The sequence below is a fragment of the Zavarzinella formosa DSM 19928 genome (genome assembly GCF_000255705.1).
In the GTDB taxonomy this organism is placed as follows: Bacteria; Planctomycetota; Planctomycetia; order Gemmatales; family Gemmataceae; genus Zavarzinella; species Zavarzinella formosa.
The window spans coordinates 361176-378248 of record NZ_JH636447.1 but is presented as its reverse complement, the minus strand read 5'-3'; the positions used below and the strand labels follow the sequence as shown (position 1 = coordinate 378248).

The following is a 17073-nucleotide window of genomic DNA, read 5'->3' as shown; positions in this document are numbered from 1 at the left end:
GAAGTCCGCGCTCCGCTGCGCAAAGCCTTCGCGTCGCGGCTTCACGGACTCTAACCATTGCCATCATCCTCCGACGCCGGAAGGTTGTCACTTCCCGCCCGGCCTCCCCGGCGACTGACACAGCCCCTCGGCCAGCCCGAGGAAAACGGCGACCTTTGTGTGGTCGTCCTTGAGTTTCGCCGCCCAAACCCGCACGGCCTCCGGCTGGCCGGCGGCCGCCTGTATCCGGGCGATTTCCGGCAGGACATCTCTCCCCAGCCAGGCGGGCGGGTCCAAGATGGCGGCCAACGTCTTTCGGGCGCCGTCGAAGTCACCCGTCTTTGCCCGCAAGATGATGACGTCTCCCATAAAATGGTCATCTTCAAAATATCTGGCCGTCTGGATCGCTCCGTCGATGTCGCCGGCCAGCGCCTGGGAGTTATAAATCTGACTTGTGCGAAAAAATTCCGTCGATTTGCGGCTGGCCGCGCATTTGATCGCCCTGGCGAAGTTGATTGTTGATGCCTCTTTTCGGCCGGCGCGAGCCTGGGCCAGCGCGATGATGCGGAGCAGGGAGGCGTGGTCTTCCATCTGGTCAAAGTCCTTCAGGACAGCCAGCGCGGCTTCGTCCCTCCCGGCCCGGACCTCGGCGGTGGCGACGTACCCTCTTGCAAGCGCTTCCACGGCCTCATTCAGATACCACTTGTCCGGCTTGTCGGCCAGATGGCGGGCCATGACTTTTCGGGCCTCCGTGATGTGATCCAGTTGACACAAGATGCGGATCACCCCGAGGGCGGCGGCGTGCCGTTGGCGAGGCGCCAAGCCCGGAATCAAGGCGAGAGCCGCGAGGGCGGATCGCTTCGCTCCCGCCTTGTCCCCCGCCAGCAACTGGAGGTCCGCGATTCCATCGCCCGGCTCGGTGATGTCGTCCGTGAGCTGCTTCGTTGAGAACCCAACGAGGGCGTAGATTTTATCGATGGCGGCCGGAAGCGTTGTCACCGCCCGAAGGGCCGCCTCGGTGTCTCCCGACTTGAATTGGGCGACGATTCCCAAGCGGCCGATGTGTCTCCGTGTCATTATCTCATCGTCTTCGTCCGTGATGGCGTCGGCCATCTCCTCGGCGGCGTTCAAACAACCCGCATCGGCTGCCTTAATGGCTGCCTCCATCAACAGACGACCCCGCAAACAGAGAGGATTGGCCCCGTCCTCCGGGAGGAGGGCGGCCAGCTCCAGCGCTTTCACCATCTCCCCTAATCGCACGCAAGCCAGGACGACTGGCCGCCACTTGCTTTCGTTGGCGGCGATGCCATCGGTGATCTCGCAAGCCCGCCCGATGGCGTCCATCACGCCGCGGCGATCCCCGATTCGGCCTCGAAGTTCCGCCACTTTGCACCAGAGTTTGACCTGTTCATCCGTCTCGATCTTCCCTGATTCCAAAAGCTCGGTGGCTTCTCGCAGGGCCTCCACGGTGGCCCGGTTGTCCGGTGGCAACGCCGGGGCGGCGATCAACGGGGGACACAGCAACAGAAGAATGAGGAAGGCGAATCGCAAGAACGGCTCCTGCCGGGGAGGGTGAGAACCCGTTGTTGTTTTATTCAGGCAATGGGGAAGACCACCTCATGCTTTTTGAAGTTGCGATTTCTGGGTTTTCAAGGTTGGTTTTGGTCTTGGCGAGCCGAGCAGCGTGAGCTGCCGGGTGGCTTCCGGCAGGGAAGGCGCTTCATCCACGGGTTTAAGTCAGGCTGAGCAAAGGGGAAGCGGTTCGACCACAGCAAGCCACCCGGCAGCTCACGCTGCTCGGCTCGCCAAGACCAAGAACACCCTCACGCTGCTCGGCTCGCCAAGACCAAAACCAACCTTGAAAATCACAAGACGGACCGTTCCGCTTGCCGCCGGTTGGAGTCTGGTGTCAGCCTTCCCGCATTTCGGGCCATTTTCAAAGGCTCAAAATCGCCGCGCATTTGCCCAAAATCATCAGGCGACCCCTCTGTTTTGCCGGGGTTTTTGAAAAAGAGTGTCCAGTTGGCCCGCTGGTTTTGACCACTTTTGGGGTCCAAAATGGCTCGAAAATGGTCGCCGGGGGGTTGATTTTCACCTTTTCAGGTCACTTTTGAGCCGAATTTTGGCCGGTTTGCAAATCGGGAAACCACGGGGGCTGTAGCGTGTTCACCCGAAAGATGGTCTATGAATTCAGTGACGAACACAGCGGCCATCATGCCCGGCCCGACGCGCGGGGAGGCGGCCTTCCGAGTCACATAACGAGGGAATGCCCGTGGCGACACCAATATACCAGGCGGATGGTTTTGTCTCGGAGGAGAGCGAGTTCACCATCGGCAGCGCCGCCGGCCGCTGGCGGTCCCTGCGCGGGGCGCCCGACATTCAGATTGAGGTCCGGTCGCCCGGCGAAGCGGTGGCGTCGTTCGACGGGTGGGAACTGTTGTTGTTGCTGGACGACAGTGAATTCGTCCCGGCCGAGGCCCAGGCGATGGCGCGGGCGTGCCCCGAATACCGCCATGCGGCCGGCGTCGCCCGATGCCGGCGGAAGCTCACCATCGTGAGCCACGACGCGGACCCGGAGATGGATCACTTCAATGATTATCTGCTGGCCGTCGAGACGCTGGCGGCCGGCTTCCACGGCGTGTATGTCCGGGATTCGGCCAGCGGAAGCTGGTTTGACGACGGCCGGGCTTGAGGAAAACCGGGCCCGGACTCTTCGACTTGTGCGGGCGGGCGTTCTTGCTATCGTTCCGGCGTTCCCGAACCGAAAGAGCCGTCATGCCCTTTGCCAAACTGCCCATGTTGCTGGTTTCACTCTTTGCGTGTGCCCTCGCGGGGTGCGCGACGACCAATCCGAATTCGCCGGTCGAAGTGCGGGTCACCAACACGGACACCGGAAAACCGGTGGCCGGCGTGCCGGTGGCGCTCCGGTATTCGAGCGACAAGCAGACCTGCCCCGAAGATGATTCGGGGATCACTGATCGGGACGGACGGGTGACTTTGCTGGCCGCTCATTTCCTGGCGGGGACCACCAAACTGCATGTCGGGGATCGCTCGACCGTCGTCGAGCAGGAAGAACTTCTGGACGGACGCACGTTCAATCCGCGTCTCCAAAACGGGTTCTTGTATGAGGTGACCCTGACGCCGATGCCCGTTTCATCCACATCCAGCTGGGGCCTCATCTTGTCCTCGGACCCGACCGCCCGCTCGCCATTCGACGACAAAACCCTCCGCAGCCAGGCGGGAAGGTGATTGGCGTTTTTGATGACTTGGTTTTCCGGCCCGGATGTTGACGGGGCTTTTTCCCGGCCCTGACGGACCGGTCTGGATTAACCGGTCTTTCAGACCGGGCGTTTCGATGGGATTAATCGCTGATCCGGATGTCCGGGGGACGAAAAACAAAAGTCCGGCAACGACCCCGGTCTGAAAGACCGGCTAATCCAGACCGGTCCGTCAGGGCCGGGCGTCCCGGCGGGGGGCTACCACCGGACCGGATGTTGGCCGGGCGAATTTGGGAAGTTGACTGCCCGCAAGTACAACGCCCCGCTCCCAAGGGAGCGGGGCGTCCGAGTCAACTCCACTCCGCGCCCGGCAAACCGGGTCAATCGCCGCTTTTCTCTTTCAGCGTTTGACCGGCTTGTTTCAACTTTTCTCCGGCGGCGTGTGCGGCTTCCGCTGCCTTGTCGGCCACGACATCGGCTCCCTCTTTGATTTTCTCACCGGCCTTTTTCGCGGCATCCTTGGCTGCCTGACCGGCGTCTTCGATCTTCGTCTTGATATCCGACATGGTTTTTCTCCGTTGGTGGACCGGGGTGAGCCGGGTCGTCTGGGCGGGAAAATAAGTTGCAAGCGGCGTGCCGTGCGACCGGGAATTTTTTCGCCGACTGTCCGGAGCTTTCGGCCCCGCCCATAGGATGGCTTGATGAAAGTCCTCCTCGTTCACGGGCTGGGCCGCACCCCGGACTCGATGTTTTTTCTCGCCCGCGCGCTTCGCCGCGAAGGGCACCATCCCGGCTACTTTGCCTATTCGCCGACGCTTCAATCCCTTCCCAAGATTGTGAACCGGCTGGCCGCGAAACTGGAGAAACTGGCCCGGTTTGGCCAGCCGGTCACGTTGATCGGCCACTCGCTCGGCGGCCTGTTGCTGCGGATGGCGATCCCGAAGGCGCCCGGCCTCCGGGTTCATCGCCTCATCATGCTGGCCACGCCGAACCGCCCGCCGCGACTGGCCCAAATATTGTTGAAACGTGGCCTCTTCCGCTGGCTCACCCGTGGCTGCGGCGATTTGCTCTTCAGCCCGGACACGATCATCAATCTCCCCGTCCCCAATGTGCCCTACACGCTGATCGCCGGAACGGCCGGGCCTTGCGGGAAGTATTCCCCCTTCGGCAATGTGGCCAACGATGCCGTGGTGGGGATAGACGAAGTGCCGATCCGCGACACCGACGACGTGCTGCTCTTCCCCGCGTGGCACACCTTCATCATGAACGATCATCGGGTGCGACAGGTGATTTTGGACGCGCTCGATGCGCCGGTGTTGGCCGCTTCTGTAACAGCAGGTTGACCAACGGGGCGGCCTTTGTTATCGTCCGGGCGCGACAGACCCTATCTCTGCGGAGCCGTGAAATGATCCGGATGATAATGCTCGCCGTCGGCCTCTCGATGCCCGGCACGGCGCCGGTTCGCGAACCGGCCGATCTCTCCGTGCAGGCGGCGAATCTGGTCAAAAAGCATTTCCCGGATGCCACCGTTGCGAACGAGGATGGCGCCATCACGGTCGAGTTCAAGTGCCGCGATTTTCAGGTGCATCACCCGCGACTGGACGGAACATATCAAGACGCCTTCGAGGAACGCGGCCCCCAACCGGGCGGATTTTATTGCCGCATTGAATGGCAGCCCGGCAAATACGGCGGGATGGCCGTGCTACCGCAAGAGTTCAACCGGCAATACTTCAAGGCGTTCGTGATGGCCCCCTACTCGGCCACGCTTGACAAACACCTGCGCGTCGAGATGAAGTATTCCAAGACCCGCCCGGCCGAGCTGGTCCGGGAGATCGATCAACTATTCGGCGAGGGGATTGACAAGTTGCCGAAATAACCACGGAAAAGCCGCCATGATCCTCATGGCCAGGTGTGCATTTTAAACTGTTTCAGAAAGGCATCCCGAACCGCGTCCAGCGTGGCGGAGTTCCGGCCGCTGAGATAGGCATAAATCTCGTCGGTGCTTTGATGGTTCATCACGAACCAAGTTGAATCATCCCGTTCCATACATTGCGTGAACGAATCGCTGAACCACAGGGGCGCAAATCCCTGCCGCTCGGCCAGTTCCCGCAGCGAGTCAAATTCCTCGACAGACTTCGTGAGTAATCCTCGATAATTGGCCCCGGATGGAAACCGGCCTTTGCAGAATGCCTGTTGATATAGGTGATTCTGGAAACTGACCGCCATCGGGGCATCCAAATCATGGCCCCAGCATCGCACCACTTGTGGTTCCGCGTCCGATTTCCCCCCGCGGCCCTTGGGATAAACCAACGCCCGGCCCCCGGTCAGGCCATCCGTCGAGATGCGGATGGCGCCCGGCGGGACATCCTTGTAATCAGCTGTCCATATCTCCCGGTAGGTCAGGATCAGCAGGGAGATTTTCGGCATGCCATCGTCCGCCATTTCCAAGACCGGATCGCGTCGGCCAAATTCCCGAAAGTAGCTCCGCAACAATTCCGGCAACGGCCCCGCCGAAGGAGAGTATTCGGCCGCCAACCGGGCAAATTCATCAATGTCCGCGTCAGAAGCCCCTTCGCGTTCAATGTGATCCAAACCCTTGAGTTGTTGAAAGTACGAAATCAGATCTTGGATGTCGTCGCTTCGCTTTGGCGTGAGCATGCTCAATGATCTCCTTGTCTTGGGTCTTTGGATCTTCTGATCTCCGAATGGATGGCCGCCAAGATCCTTATTGCCACGTATCCATTTTAAACTGTTTCAGAAAGGCATCGCGGACGCTATCCAGCGTGGCCGGATTCGGACCGCTGAGATACACATAAATCTTATCCCGGCTCTTTTGGCTCATTTTCAAACAGACCAAATCATCCCGTTCCATGCATTCGGCAAAGGGATCGCTAAACCACAGGGAAACAAATCCCTGCTGTCCCGCAAATTCCCGGAGCGGGCCACGTTCAGCCAAAGAAGTGGTGCTCAAACCGCGATATTCGCCCCCTGATGGAAACCGGCCGCGACTGAAAGCTTGTTGATAAAGATGATTTTGAAAGCTGGCGGCCATCGTGACCCCCAAGTCCATTGCCCAGCTTTGCGCCACTTGAGGTTCTGCCTCCGGGTCGCCCTCGGAATAAACCAACACCCGGCCACCAGTCAGGCCGGGGCTGGAAATCATGATGGTATCGGGCGGAATTTCTTTGTTCACTTCCGGGCCGGCCGCAAGCGCCTCTCGATAAATGCCAATCAACACCGGGATTTTGGGCATTCCGTCGCCTCCCATTTCCAAGACCGGATCGCGCCGGCCGAATTCTTTGTAATAGGCGACCAATAGCGGTGGGATTTCTTTCGCCGACGGGGCATATTCGCGGGCCAGTCTCAAGTATTTATTGATCTCCGCATCGGTGGCTCCCTGTCGTTCGATCTTCGTTTGGCCCGTGACTTGTTGAAGGTACGAAATCAAGTCTTGGATGTCGTCGCTTGGTTTGGGTGAGAGCATGATTCAGTAGATTCCTTTCTTAAAATGATGCGATTCATCATTTTCAGGCTGGCTCAGACCTCATTTTGGCGACCAATCCTTCAGTTCAAATTGCTTCAGAAAAGCAACCTTGGTTTTGTCTCTCAGATCATGTTTTTTTCCGGACAAAAACACATTTGTGCGGTCGTCTTCTGCCCGCTTGATCATTAGCCAAACTGAATTATCAAGCCTCATGCATTGGCAATACGAATCACTGAACCAAAACGGAACAAATCCCTGTTGACTGGCAAAATTCGTGAGCAAATCAAAGTATCCGGCTTTTTTCGATTCGATTAACCGGCTGTCGTTTTCGGATGAAAACAATGCTTTGCTAAAAGCTTCCGAATAGAGATAATTTTGAAAATTCTCACTCAGGATTATGCCCAGATCGACGCCCCAGCACTGCGACACCATCGCTTCCGTGCCATGTGTGTCGGGGTAGACCAGCACGCGGCCGCCCGTCAGGCCATCCGAGGAAATCCTGATCGTATCCGGCGGAATTCCCTTGTATTCGGCCGTTTTGGCATCCTTGTAAATATCGATCAAAATGGGAATTGCAGAAATGCCGTCTCCGCCCATTTGCAACACGGGATCTTCCCGGCCAAATTCCTTGAAATAGCCCAGCAACAATTCCGGAATCGGTCCGGCCGAAGGAGAATACTCCCGGGCCAGATATATGTATTCGTCAATTTCCGCTTCAGAAGCTCCTTCGCGACCTATCCGCTTTCGACCGGTGAGTTGCTGAAAATACGCGATGAGGTCTTGGATGTCGTCGCTTCGCTTTGTTGAGGACATGATTAATGGTTTCCTGATGTGGAACGATGCCTTCTGGTGCAGGCAAGCCTGTCATAAGTGCCTTGGGCGGCGTTTGTCCGGCATGTGGGACAGGGTCTCATGATTTCCGGCCCGTCTTTCCCCTCGGCGTATTTTCTGGTTTGGAAATCTTTGGGACAAGTGCCTGGCTTTCCGCCCCACACGGTTTGATGGGCCAAAGGGCGGGAGCGATTTTGCCCGGCGCCTTTGGCGGCATGTGCTTCCGAGCAATTTCCCGGCGGCGCCCCTTTGCCCGTGCCACTGCAAACCAATCCATCCGATTCATCGGCTGCTTTGTCTGACGCGGAGTAGACTGGTGGTTTTCCTTCTTTCACAAGCCGGGCGTTGAGGGCTTTCACAAGCTTTTGGGCATCTTGCGGAGCAGTTTTTGGACCAGATAATCCCAATGTGACAGTTCCATCCGCATGTTCGATAACTGTAATGGCACGGTCTTTACGGATCGACGAGCATTCTAGGGAATTAAGAACATCAGCCACCAATTTGGCATGGTGATTCGTGTTCGCTCCGCCCCGTCCCAGAGGCATATCCGGGAAGGCATTCCGTTTGGGACTCCTTGGTCCCTTGAGCCTCGGGGCTACTGCCCTCGTGTCAGTGTTGCCGACCGGCTCGGTTGTGAATGTTCTTGGGGAAATTCGCCTCCCTCTCTCCAGTTTGGCGGCTCTTTTTGCACGGGTGTTGGCCTTTTTTTGTTTCTCGGCCGCCTGGCGATCCTTTTTGGTCCCCAAGCGTAAATTTCTTCTGTCTTCGGCCGTGGCGTTTTGCAGCACCTGACGCGGAATGAACTCCCCGCCGATGAATTGCTTTCCGGCAATCGAGATGCCCCCTTTCGGGGCGCGGTAAGTAGTTGAGAGATTCAAGGGACCGGAGAATAATTCATCCGAGTCGTCTCCCTCATCGCTGGCATCGAGATCCAACAGTCGCTCCAATCGGCGGATCTTCTTCGTCAGCCGTTGCCGGGCGGTCAGCGATAATTGCACTGGCTGTTTGTCATCACCCTTCGGCTTGGCCTTGCTCTTGTCGTTGTCATCCAAAACCTTCTCGGCCAGCGAATCGGGGATAATTTGATAACACTGTCGGCCGAAGTTAATAACCACCAGATTGCGCAAAATTTGGCGGTCAATCGCATCGACTAATAAGTGAACAACTTCATCACAACTACTGAAGAACATCTGCGCCGGAATCGCCCGGCCCGAATAGCCGCTGCCGACGGTGGCGGCGCTGACGAGTTCGGGCGGGATGCCCATGCCGATGAGGATTTCCTTGTCGAGTTCCTGCGGATATTCGAGGATGTTGCGGACTTCGTTGCCGGCCTTGGGGGGTTCGTAAACCCAGAGGAACTGGCCGTTTTTGTCCATCGTCGAGGGGAGGGACATGACGGCCCCGGACATCACATCCTCGGCGATCTGCCGGGCGAGGTCTTGGTTGTCGATGGTCGTCGTGCCGTCGCCGTTGTCGTAACTGGTCCGGCCGACCGGGTAGCGGATGGAACCGCCGGAAAACGCGCCCTTTTTGAACCACAGTTGCCGGGATTGCACGGCCCCGTGGCGGCCCCGCTTTTCCAGCCACGGCTCATAGGCCCCGGCCATGCGCGGCTGGGACCAATAGCTGCCGTATTCGCTTTCGCCGGAGAACCAGAAGGCATGGGGCGCGAGCAAGTCGAACTCGCCGCCTTTGCAATCCGAGGCCATGTGCCCCCGGACGCGGATGCCACAAAACTGGCCGCGATGCTTGCCCTTGGCGAACTCCAGCGGCCGGGCATCACGCGGGTGAACCGGGTCGAAGCGGTCAAACACCACCCGCTTCTTTTCGGTCGCGTAACTAATCTCGCCGACGCTGACGCCGTATTCAAAGAAGCCGAGAAATTGCCGAAGGGAACGTCGCCAGATTTTTTGGAATTGTTGTTGAACAAATTGGCCGACTTTCTTGTCATCAGCCGCAATGTTGACTTTGACTTGATAAAGCGCCGCCCGCAGGATGCGCAAGCCAAACGTCACCTGCGGATCATGCCGCATGGCGTCGGCTTCGCGCAAGGTAAACCACGGATGTCCGTCGAGCGCCCGCCGGTAGCGGTCGGCGCTTAACAGATGCGGCCGATACCCGGCCGTCTGGCGTTTGACTTGAAGAAACGCGGCCGGATCAAGCCGCACGATTTCGGATGAAGTGGGGGTGTCGCTGGCCATCGCCAGAGACTAAGGGCTACACCACCAAGAGAGGGATGAAGGATGAAGGATGAGGGATGAAATAAAGGCCGGATGTTGAATAGCGAATATCACTGTTGTTAGTGTCAGCTTCTTATTTCATCCCTCATCCCTCATCCTTCATCCCTTGTCTTTCGATTCCCTTCTTACGAGTCTACCCGCTGCCCCGAGCGCAACTCGGCGTTGCGGCGGGCCAAAAACGCGCGTTCGGCGGCGGGTTTGCTGCCGGTGGCCTGGAGGGTCAAATCGTGCAGTTGGTCGGCGGTCAGGCTGCCCGCGTGCTGGCGGATGATGTCCTCCGCTTCCAGCGCGGGGAGCGCCAGTTGCAGGGCGAGCTTCCGGGAGGAAGGAAGGTCGAACACCGGGAAGCCATAGAAGCGGCTTAATCGGCACTCGTCGAAGCCGACGAGGCCGACACGTCTTTTTTTCGGAGTTCCCCCACGCGGTCAAAAATCGCGTTGGCAAACTTCACCGCCGCCCGGTGCGAGACGCGCGGAAAACCGAGGCTCTCGACATAGTCGGCAATCAGTTGATTCTCCGACGGCGCCGGCTTCTCCTCGCCCGCCGCCTCGACGGTCTGCCGAATGTCAATCAGGCGGTTGTGAGCCGCGTAGAGATCAATATTGATCTCCGCCTGGTTAATCACCACGGACACAAAACCATCATCATCAATGCTCAAATCGCTCATCGGGTTATCTCACGGTTCCTTGGGGAATATTGTCGGGTTGGTCGGGTCGCGGCGGGGAGACAAGGCTCAAGCCCGGCGAACCTTGGGGCAGTTGCACAAAGTAACGCAGGTTCCATTCGGCCGCCTGAATGGGGTGGGTGGTGTAGGCGGCCGTCCAGGCGCTGAAGAAAGTGCCGGCGCTCGGGTGATTGGCCGGAGTGGCCGTGCCGTCCCCCACGCTCACCAGCGAAGGAGGCGGAATCTCATGGCTCACCCGCACGGCCCGGCCGACCAGTCTTAGAAAGAAATCGGTCGAACCGAGATTTTGGACGATCGGAGGCGGGGATTGTTGAAGAGCGTCGAAAAAAGACGAATCGGTCGAGGCAAACAACGAACGAACGGCCGACGCCCCCGCCGATGCCGCCGCGCCGGTGACGGAGGGAACCGAATTGACCGGCAGGGGCTTGTGAATGACATTGTGATCAACCGGTTCGACAATCAGCCGGCATTCATAGGAGATCCATGAGCCAATCGGGCTGAATTCATCCGGAATGTCCAGCTCTTGGGCCACTTCATCCCACAGATTATCGGAACCGAATGCGGAAAGCGCCTGAATGAACGGCAGCCGGGCGTTGGCCCGCAAGTTGGGCAGGCCGCGGCTCAGGCACAGATCCACAATCACGTCGTCAAACGCCAGATGCCGGAGTTCGGCCCGCCCGCGATTGGCGCGGGCCGCCCCCAATGATTGCGACCACAGGTTCCAATTGCCGCCGGGCACCGGGCGCCAGATGCCGTCGGTCGGCATGAAATTTTCCACGTTGGGAACCGTCGTGTTCCAGACAAACGTATACGTCATTGACAGGGAGGCGGCCTGTCGGCCGTAGATTTGCGGTTCGCTGATCCGCATCGAGAGGGGCATGCACTGAAAGCCTTTGTCCCGGTCGGCGTCAACCCGGTCTTTGACCAGTTCAAAAAACAGGCCGAACGCGTCCGAACGCGGCTTGCCCCGCGTGAACTCATACGTCGCGGAGATGGTTCCGTTCCATCTCGTGAAGATGCTGGCGGATTTCCCGGAGGAGACGGTGTTGATTTCGTGGCTGGCCTCCGCGGTCACCACGCCCTTCGGAAGCGGGTTGCCCGCCAGCTCCGTGTCGGTCACGGTGAAGCTGAGCTTGTCCCGCGCCTCGCTCAGGGAGCGCTGGATCGTTCGCTTGAAATTCGGGAGCAGCGGGGGCACCACCCGGTCGAAATAATTATCGGCCGTGTCGGGGATGGCGGCGCTGTTCACATCCTGCCGGGTCATCGGGATCGTGAGGCTGCCGGTGACCGTCCGGACGGTGTAGCCCCCTTCGTCCGTGGCAAACGAAAGGGTCGAGTTCAACTCCATGATCTGGTTTTGCCACGGGGCGTCGGCGCAATTCAACAGCGCCACTTCGCACATCCAGGTGATTTCGGCCGAGAGGTTGTTTCCAAACGTTTTCCATTCCAAAACCTGCGGCCTCGGCCCCCACTTCAAATCCCGGCGCCCTCCGGGGGTGTTCACCTCGATGTCGTAGCCCTTCCCGGTGAAATACAATTCGCCGCCGGGCTGCTCCAGCGCCGCGCGGGCGTTGTTCAGCGCGATGTCCTGAAAAACCCCCGCGACAATCTGGGACTTTACCCGGATCGTGACAACCGTGTGGGTGACCGTGCGGCCGGATGAATCGTAGACGGGCTTGGCGGTGGTTGACGAGGACGTGAAGGCGTCCGGGAACCGGAACCCGTTGTACTCGACGCGATTGGAGGGGGCAATAATGGCGGCCATGCCGGCATGTTAACGGCTACACCCGGCCCTTGACTCCCGGCCGGTCGCGCGGTCCAATACGTTCGACCGCATTCGCAAGGCCGCCACACACAGGTTTCCCATGCCCTCCTCCAATGTCAAAATTGGCTTGCTCGCCTTCGGAATCGTCGGCGGCCTCGGCGCCGTGCTGGTGATCGGCCTCGCCGTTCTCCTGATGGCCCGGCGGGCGCCGGACCAAGAACACGCGGGGACGACATCAGAGGCGAAACCGGATGCGGGATGGCTCGCGCCGGCGGCCGCCAACGAGGGGGAGAAATGGACCATCCGGGAATTGGCCGATTATCTTCAAAACAAAAAGGCGCTGCCCGAGGGGGTTGAAGTCTCTTTGGGCAATCGATTCGGAACGCCGGTTGGCCGCCTGAAAGACACGCTGGACGTGTTGGATTTTGAACAACTGGAAAACAACAAAAAGGCGAGGGAAATAGCGGCGGCCAACAACCGGGAGGCGGCCTTGTCATGGGGGCGGTTCTCGCTCAAGGGGGACCGGCTGATTGTCGAGAGGATCCACAAGGCTCTTTCCGGCGGCGAATTGAAATTGAACCCCGGCGGCTGGAACCGGCCCATGATCGATCCGGTCATCACCGTGAAAATCAAAATGCTGGGGGGTTGGGAGGAGGCGAAAGTGTTTGCGAAAGACAATCACATTAACGAAGAGATCAGACGCAATGCGGTTTTGCTCATGGGAATTTCGGGAAACCGCGTGGTGAAATGCCTGTTTGAAGTCGGGACTTTGGACAATTCTCCAAAGGCAGGCGACACCGTGCGAATTTACGGAAGAATCATCGAGAAAACCGATGGCGAGGCGTCGTTAATCAAATGTCTGATCTATACGGGGCGATAACCGCCCGTTGCCTTATTGCGCGAACGCATTTCCATCGAATTTCACACGGGCGACATCCTTGAAAAACTGGTCGAACAAGTCGACATTTTGATTGGGTTTGCTTTGCTCGATTAAATCCTTTATCAGCCCCGGAATCATCCGGATGGACCGGGACGCTTCATCACCTTTGCCACTCCACCATTCGATAATCTTGAGGAAAAGATAGTCCGAGCCTTGTTCGATGATGATATTCAAGATGCCCGGCAGATTCACAATCACATCCAAGGCATCAGCCATAAATTTCAAACGTTCGGCCAAAACATCCACCAAGAATTTTTTGATCGGGAACAGAAATTCGCGGAAGGAATCATCCAGCCGGCTCTGGGCGTCGATCATTTTGGCGTAGCTGTCTCCCATCTGCTGCGCCTCTCGGATGTCGGCCGTGATCTCCCGCACCTCGGCTTTCGCGTTGGCTCCCTGAATTGCCCCCGAATAAGGCGCCAGTTTTTGGCCCTGTTGAATAAACGCGGCCGTCAGCTTCGACGGCAGGTTTGCGATCGAATCATACAGTTCGTTCTGGGCTTTGATCATGTCCCCGACGATGGGAAGGGATTCGGTCGGCGCGCGAATGGCCTGCACGGCGCCATCCATCAACTGTCCCACGCCCTGCCGTTCGTTCCCGGCGAACGTGACCAGCGAGTCGCCGACCGCGTCCACGTTTTTCTTCATGTTCTGAAACGACGTGGTCAATTGCTGGGCGGCGACGGAGGCGATGGGCAACACGGCCCCGAGGGCGGCCATGCCCCCCATTTGCATCGCCCCGCCCTGGATCATTTTCGCGCTGTCCATCACCTTGCCCGCGCCGGGGATCATGTTGAGGACGTTCCCCTCGGCCTGGGCCTTGATCTTCTCCCCCGGCAGCGGCGGCGGCTTCTTGCCGGGAGCCTCCAACTCGCCCGATGATTGCTTGCCGGAAGACGAATCGGGGTTCAGCGCCTTGTAAGCCTTGTCGGCCTCGATTCGTTTGGTCGCGGTGGCGTGGGCCTCCATCGACATCTTCTCGCCGTTGATGTCAACGGTGTCCGGCCCGATCTTTTTCGGCTTGTTGTCCTTGGGCTTGAACGCCTCGTAGGCGGCGTCGGCATCCTCGTTGAACTTGTCCCGTTCGACGCGCTGCCGGGCGGCCTCGAAGGCCTCCATCGAATAGACCTTCCCGTCCGGTCCGATCACCGTGGTCGGGAAGTTGACGCCAAGGATTTGGGTCTTGTTCGGGTAAGACGTGTTCCCTCCCGGCGACCCCGTCGGCGCCGGACCGCCGGGAGGAGGCGGATAGTTGGGAGTGATCGGCTTGCCCGCGCCGGCGGGATTGACCGCGTCCCGCGAATCGGACGACGAAGACGCGGACGACACCATCCGGCCGTCGTCTTCGAGCGTGATGTGGATTTGAATGGTCTGAGACATGTCGCCCCGGCTTTGATTACGTGATGGTGAACCAGCTCACGGTGCCGTCGTCCACATCCGGCAGCAGTTGCAGACGGACGGGAACCTGCCGGAGCTTGGAGTTGAACAGCAACTTGGCCGGGCTGTTCGGCGCGAGGATCGCGAGCGAGCCGGTGAGGCTCGCCGGGGCGGTCTCGGCCGGGGTGTCGGCGGTGGCCGTCAGCACCACGGCCGTGGCCACGTCGGACGCCAGCCGGGAAATCGGCGCCACGACGGTCGAATGAACGCCGAGCGCCCCCCACGGCCAGAACGGCGTGATGGAGCCGGCCTTGTAGGCTTTGCAGAGAAATTGCAGGTTGACGCTGCCGCCGCGATAGATCCAGTCGATGAGTGTGGCGCCGTAGGCGTCCGATTCCTCGATCATCTCCGCGCTGGAGTTTTGTTCCAGTTCAAATCCCTGGTCGGTGATTCCGACGGCGACCGCATCGTAGGTGCCGTCGTATTTACCGGCGATAAACGTGTCGAGGGCCATTGGCCGCCTCCGGTTCTGTTCCGCCGCCGAGGCGGTTGGGTGTCATGTCCGGGGAGAATTTAATGGCTACAGAGATGAGGCGGGCGGAGAAAAAGCGACCTTGAAGAAAACCAGTCAACGCCCGGCGGGCCATTTGAAGATTTGGCAATGACTCATGAACAGGTCGCAGCGTGGCTGGCGCAAGTCGCGGTGCAGAATTTCCCCCCGAATGCCAACCACATCACCGTGTTTCATCTTGATCCCACGATCCAAATCATTGCCCTCTTTGACAATCAGACAACACACCGTGATGACTTTGCCAGAAGGCGCGAACACGTCCATGAAAAGATAAAACTCGGTGGCCGGCCGCTTTGGCGGCACGTAATTGGGATCTTCCAGCGATTTGGCGGTGTCTTTCGCGTCTTGAAAGAACCCGTCCGCGCCGGGAGCCAGATAATCAATCTTTCCATATACGGTGATGGCCGATCCTGCCTTTCCATTCTCCACCCCCGGATCGGACACCGGTTCGGAGGGTTTCTCGGTGACAGGCGTTTTTGTCTTCGCAACGGCTTCAGGTTCGGCCGGGCGGCTTTCCGGTGGTTTTGGATTGTCCCGCGTCAGCAGAAGCGCCCCGAGGCCGATCAATAGCATGGCGGCAAGGCCGCCGACGAGGCCGAAGGCGAGGAGGCCGAGTTTGACGTTGGCTGATGGCATGTTGATATTCTCCTTTCACGCGATGGGTCGGTAATACCGATCAACTTCCGGATCGTTGAGGAAGATGAAGCCCAAGATGCCGCAGACGAAATTGACGGGGTCGCCGTTGACGATGCAAATGATTTGAAGAACCAAGCTCGTTCGCGGCGAACGGCGGGCATTGGACGAACTGCCCAGCAGTTCCGCCCCGCGAATCACGGCGATCACGCCGAAGACCAGCGCGTAATACACTCCAGGCCACGCGAAAACGAAGCAATAGAGAAACAAGAACCAGAAGCAGACCCACAAGATCGACCAAGCCCCTCCCAGCAGAAGCATGAACGCGATGGCTTGCGCCTTCCCCGGAACGGGCCTTGGCCGGCGGTCATCTTCACGAAGACGCGGATCATCTCTTCGGACATCATCTCGCTCGTCGCGGCGATCTTCCCTCGGCCCGGCCGGCCGGCTTGGTTGTTGTTGCGGAGCCGGGTCATCATCGAACTCGGCCAAAACCGTTTTGTTTCGAGGGATTGGAACAAGGATCTTTTGGCCGCAACTGGGGCAGAAGATTTTCTGGCCGGCGTCGCTGTCCGCGACCGGAAGCGATGTCTTGCAAGAGGGACAGCGTAAGGGAATGGGCATGAATTTTGGCGCGAGGTCGGATGTTTCGATGTATTGGACCGCGCGGGCACAGGACCGTCAAGTGATTTGCGAAGGCGACGGGATCAACAAAGAAAGCCGGGCCGGGGCGTTGGCGGGCCCCGCCCGGCTGGGGATGTGACGGCTTGAGATGAGATGTCAGGCGGCGGCTTTGGTGAATTGTTGTTTTTCGATGTCAACCACCACCGGGAAGTCCGGCAGTTCGATGTCGTCGGGGCTGGCGTCGCGGCGGGCTTTCAGGGTTTTCCACTCGGGGGTTTCGCGGCACTTGGGGCAGTTGACCACGTTGGGATCGCCGGTCATCGCCATGCTCCCGAGACGGGGGACACCGCAGGCGGGCTGGCCGGTCCCGGCGCTTTTCACGGTCGGGTGCGGCGGGTCGAGGTGGATCGTTCGCAGCGCCACGATTTTGGACGCGAAACGCGAGCCGGGGGAGCCGTCCAGCCCGCACTTGGGACAGACCGGTTTGTCGGCCGCGAAATCGCGGCCGGGCATTCCCTTGTCGTCGGAGCAATTGTAACAGCGGTAAAGTTTCGCCATGATGATCGGCCCATGCGTTCGAGTGTTCGGATTCGTCTTGGTTTCTCGAACGCGAGAGTAATGGTTACAGGGATCGTGGAAAGGCAACGTCACGCCCTCTCCTCAAACCCCTTTGCCCCGGTTGGCGCATTTTGAAGTTGAGGTTTTGGTTTTCAAGGTTTGGTATTG

19 protein-coding genes are annotated in these 17073 nt (G+C 59.1%); 5 read left to right on the top strand and 14 right to left on the bottom strand.

Features of this window, described 5'->3' with window-relative positions; translation table 11 throughout:
* Window positions 1-87: 87 nt before the first annotated feature.
* Entirely contained in the window at window positions 88-1530 is a 1443-nt protein-coding gene (locus BGIM_RS0138505; protein WP_020474944.1) for a hypothetical protein, read from the bottom strand.
* A gap of 721 nt (window positions 1531-2251) precedes the next feature.
* On the opposite strand from BGIM_RS0138505, the gene BGIM_RS0138500 reads away from it, so the two are divergent.
* Entirely contained in the window at window positions 2252-2671 is a 420-nt protein-coding gene (locus tag BGIM_RS0138500; protein ID WP_157369748.1) for a hypothetical protein, read from the top strand.
* A gap of 83 nt (window positions 2672-2754) precedes the next feature.
* Window positions 2755-3228 (top strand): peptidase associated/transthyretin-like domain-containing protein, encoded by a 474-nt coding sequence (locus BGIM_RS0138495; RefSeq protein WP_020474942.1) that lies wholly within the window; start codon window positions 2755-2757, stop codon window positions 3226-3228.
* A gap of 349 nt (window positions 3229-3577) precedes the next feature.
* Here the strand turns inward: BGIM_RS0138495 and BGIM_RS63995 are convergent, their stop codons facing one another.
* The gene (locus BGIM_RS63995) at window positions 3578-3763 is read right to left on the bottom strand and encodes a hypothetical protein (RefSeq protein WP_157369747.1); all 186 of its coding nucleotides are present in this window, start codon (window positions 3761-3763) and stop codon (window positions 3578-3580) included.
* A gap of 135 nt (window positions 3764-3898) precedes the next feature.
* On the opposite strand from BGIM_RS63995, the gene BGIM_RS0138485 reads away from it, so the two are divergent.
* Window positions 3899-4540: an esterase/lipase family protein gene (locus BGIM_RS0138485; RefSeq protein WP_020474940.1), complete on the top strand. Its 642-nt coding sequence runs from the start codon at window positions 3899-3901 to the stop codon at window positions 4538-4540.
* Window positions 4541-4602: 62 nt separating this feature from the next.
* Entirely contained in the window at window positions 4603-5073 is a 471-nt protein-coding gene (locus BGIM_RS0138480; protein ID WP_020474939.1) for a hypothetical protein, read from the top strand.
* A gap of 23 nt (window positions 5074-5096) precedes the next feature.
* Here BGIM_RS0138480 and BGIM_RS0138475 read toward each other — a convergent pair whose 3' ends face one another.
* The 7 genes from BGIM_RS0138475 to BGIM_RS0138445 form a co-directional block, all read right to left on the bottom strand.
* Complete coding sequence (locus tag BGIM_RS0138475; protein WP_020474938.1) at window positions 5097-5855, bottom strand: hypothetical protein; 759 nt, start codon at window positions 5853-5855, stop codon at window positions 5097-5099.
* 67 nt (window positions 5856-5922) lie between these two features.
* Window positions 5923-6681 (bottom strand): hypothetical protein, encoded by a 759-nt coding sequence (locus BGIM_RS0138470; RefSeq protein WP_020474937.1) that lies wholly within the window; start codon window positions 6679-6681, stop codon window positions 5923-5925.
* A 60-nt stretch (window positions 6682-6741) separates the two neighbouring features.
* Window positions 6742-7329: a hypothetical protein gene (locus tag BGIM_RS0138465; RefSeq protein WP_238537807.1), complete on the bottom strand. Its 588-nt coding sequence runs from the start codon at window positions 7327-7329 to the stop codon at window positions 6742-6744.
* A 167-nt stretch (window positions 7330-7496) separates the two neighbouring features.
* Entirely contained in the window at window positions 7497-9713 is a 2217-nt protein-coding gene (locus tag BGIM_RS0138460) for a phage portal protein family protein (RefSeq protein WP_020474935.1), read from the bottom strand.
* Window positions 9714-9877: 164 nt separating this feature from the next.
* The gene (locus tag BGIM_RS0138455; RefSeq protein ID WP_020474934.1) at window positions 9878-10093 is read right to left on the bottom strand and encodes a hypothetical protein; all 216 of its coding nucleotides are present in this window, start codon (window positions 10091-10093) and stop codon (window positions 9878-9880) included.
* Window positions 10094-10113: 20 nt separating this feature from the next.
* Window positions 10114-10419, bottom strand: a complete 306-nt coding sequence (locus tag BGIM_RS0138450) for a hypothetical protein (protein WP_020474933.1) — start codon at window positions 10417-10419, stop codon at window positions 10114-10116.
* A 4-nt stretch (window positions 10420-10423) separates the two neighbouring features.
* Window positions 10424-12202: a hypothetical protein gene (locus BGIM_RS0138445; RefSeq protein ID WP_020474932.1), complete on the bottom strand. Its 1779-nt coding sequence runs from the start codon at window positions 12200-12202 to the stop codon at window positions 10424-10426.
* A 100-nt stretch (window positions 12203-12302) separates the two neighbouring features.
* Here BGIM_RS0138445 and BGIM_RS59010 point away from each other — a divergent pair, with 100 nt between their 5' ends.
* The gene (locus BGIM_RS59010; protein ID WP_020474931.1) at window positions 12303-13082 is read left to right on the top strand and encodes a hypothetical protein; all 780 of its coding nucleotides are present in this window, start codon (window positions 12303-12305) and stop codon (window positions 13080-13082) included.
* A 12-nt stretch (window positions 13083-13094) separates the two neighbouring features.
* Here BGIM_RS59010 and BGIM_RS0138435 read toward each other — a convergent pair whose 3' ends face one another.
* The 5 genes from BGIM_RS0138435 to BGIM_RS0138410 all read right to left on the bottom strand — a co-directional run bounded on the left by BGIM_RS0138435 (window position 13095) and on the right by BGIM_RS0138410 (window position 16998).
* A complete protein-coding gene (locus BGIM_RS0138435) occupies window positions 13095-14522 on the bottom strand; it encodes a hypothetical protein (RefSeq protein ID WP_020474930.1) in 1428 nt (475 codons plus the stop codon).
* A 16-nt stretch (window positions 14523-14538) separates the two neighbouring features.
* Entirely contained in the window at window positions 14539-15033 is a 495-nt protein-coding gene (locus BGIM_RS0138430; RefSeq protein WP_020474929.1) for a hypothetical protein, read from the bottom strand.
* Between the two features lie 114 nt (window positions 15034-15147).
* Window positions 15148-15726 (bottom strand): hypothetical protein, encoded by a 579-nt coding sequence (locus tag BGIM_RS0138425; protein WP_020474928.1) that lies wholly within the window; start codon window positions 15724-15726, stop codon window positions 15148-15150.
* A gap of 15 nt (window positions 15727-15741) precedes the next feature.
* Window positions 15742-16347 (bottom strand): hypothetical protein, encoded by a 606-nt coding sequence (locus tag BGIM_RS0138420; RefSeq protein WP_020474927.1) that lies wholly within the window; start codon window positions 16345-16347, stop codon window positions 15742-15744.
* Window positions 16348-16503: 156 nt separating this feature from the next.
* Window positions 16504-16998, bottom strand: a complete 495-nt coding sequence (locus BGIM_RS0138410; protein ID WP_020474925.1) for a hypothetical protein — start codon at window positions 16996-16998, stop codon at window positions 16504-16506.
* Window positions 16999-17073: the final 75 nt, after the last annotated feature.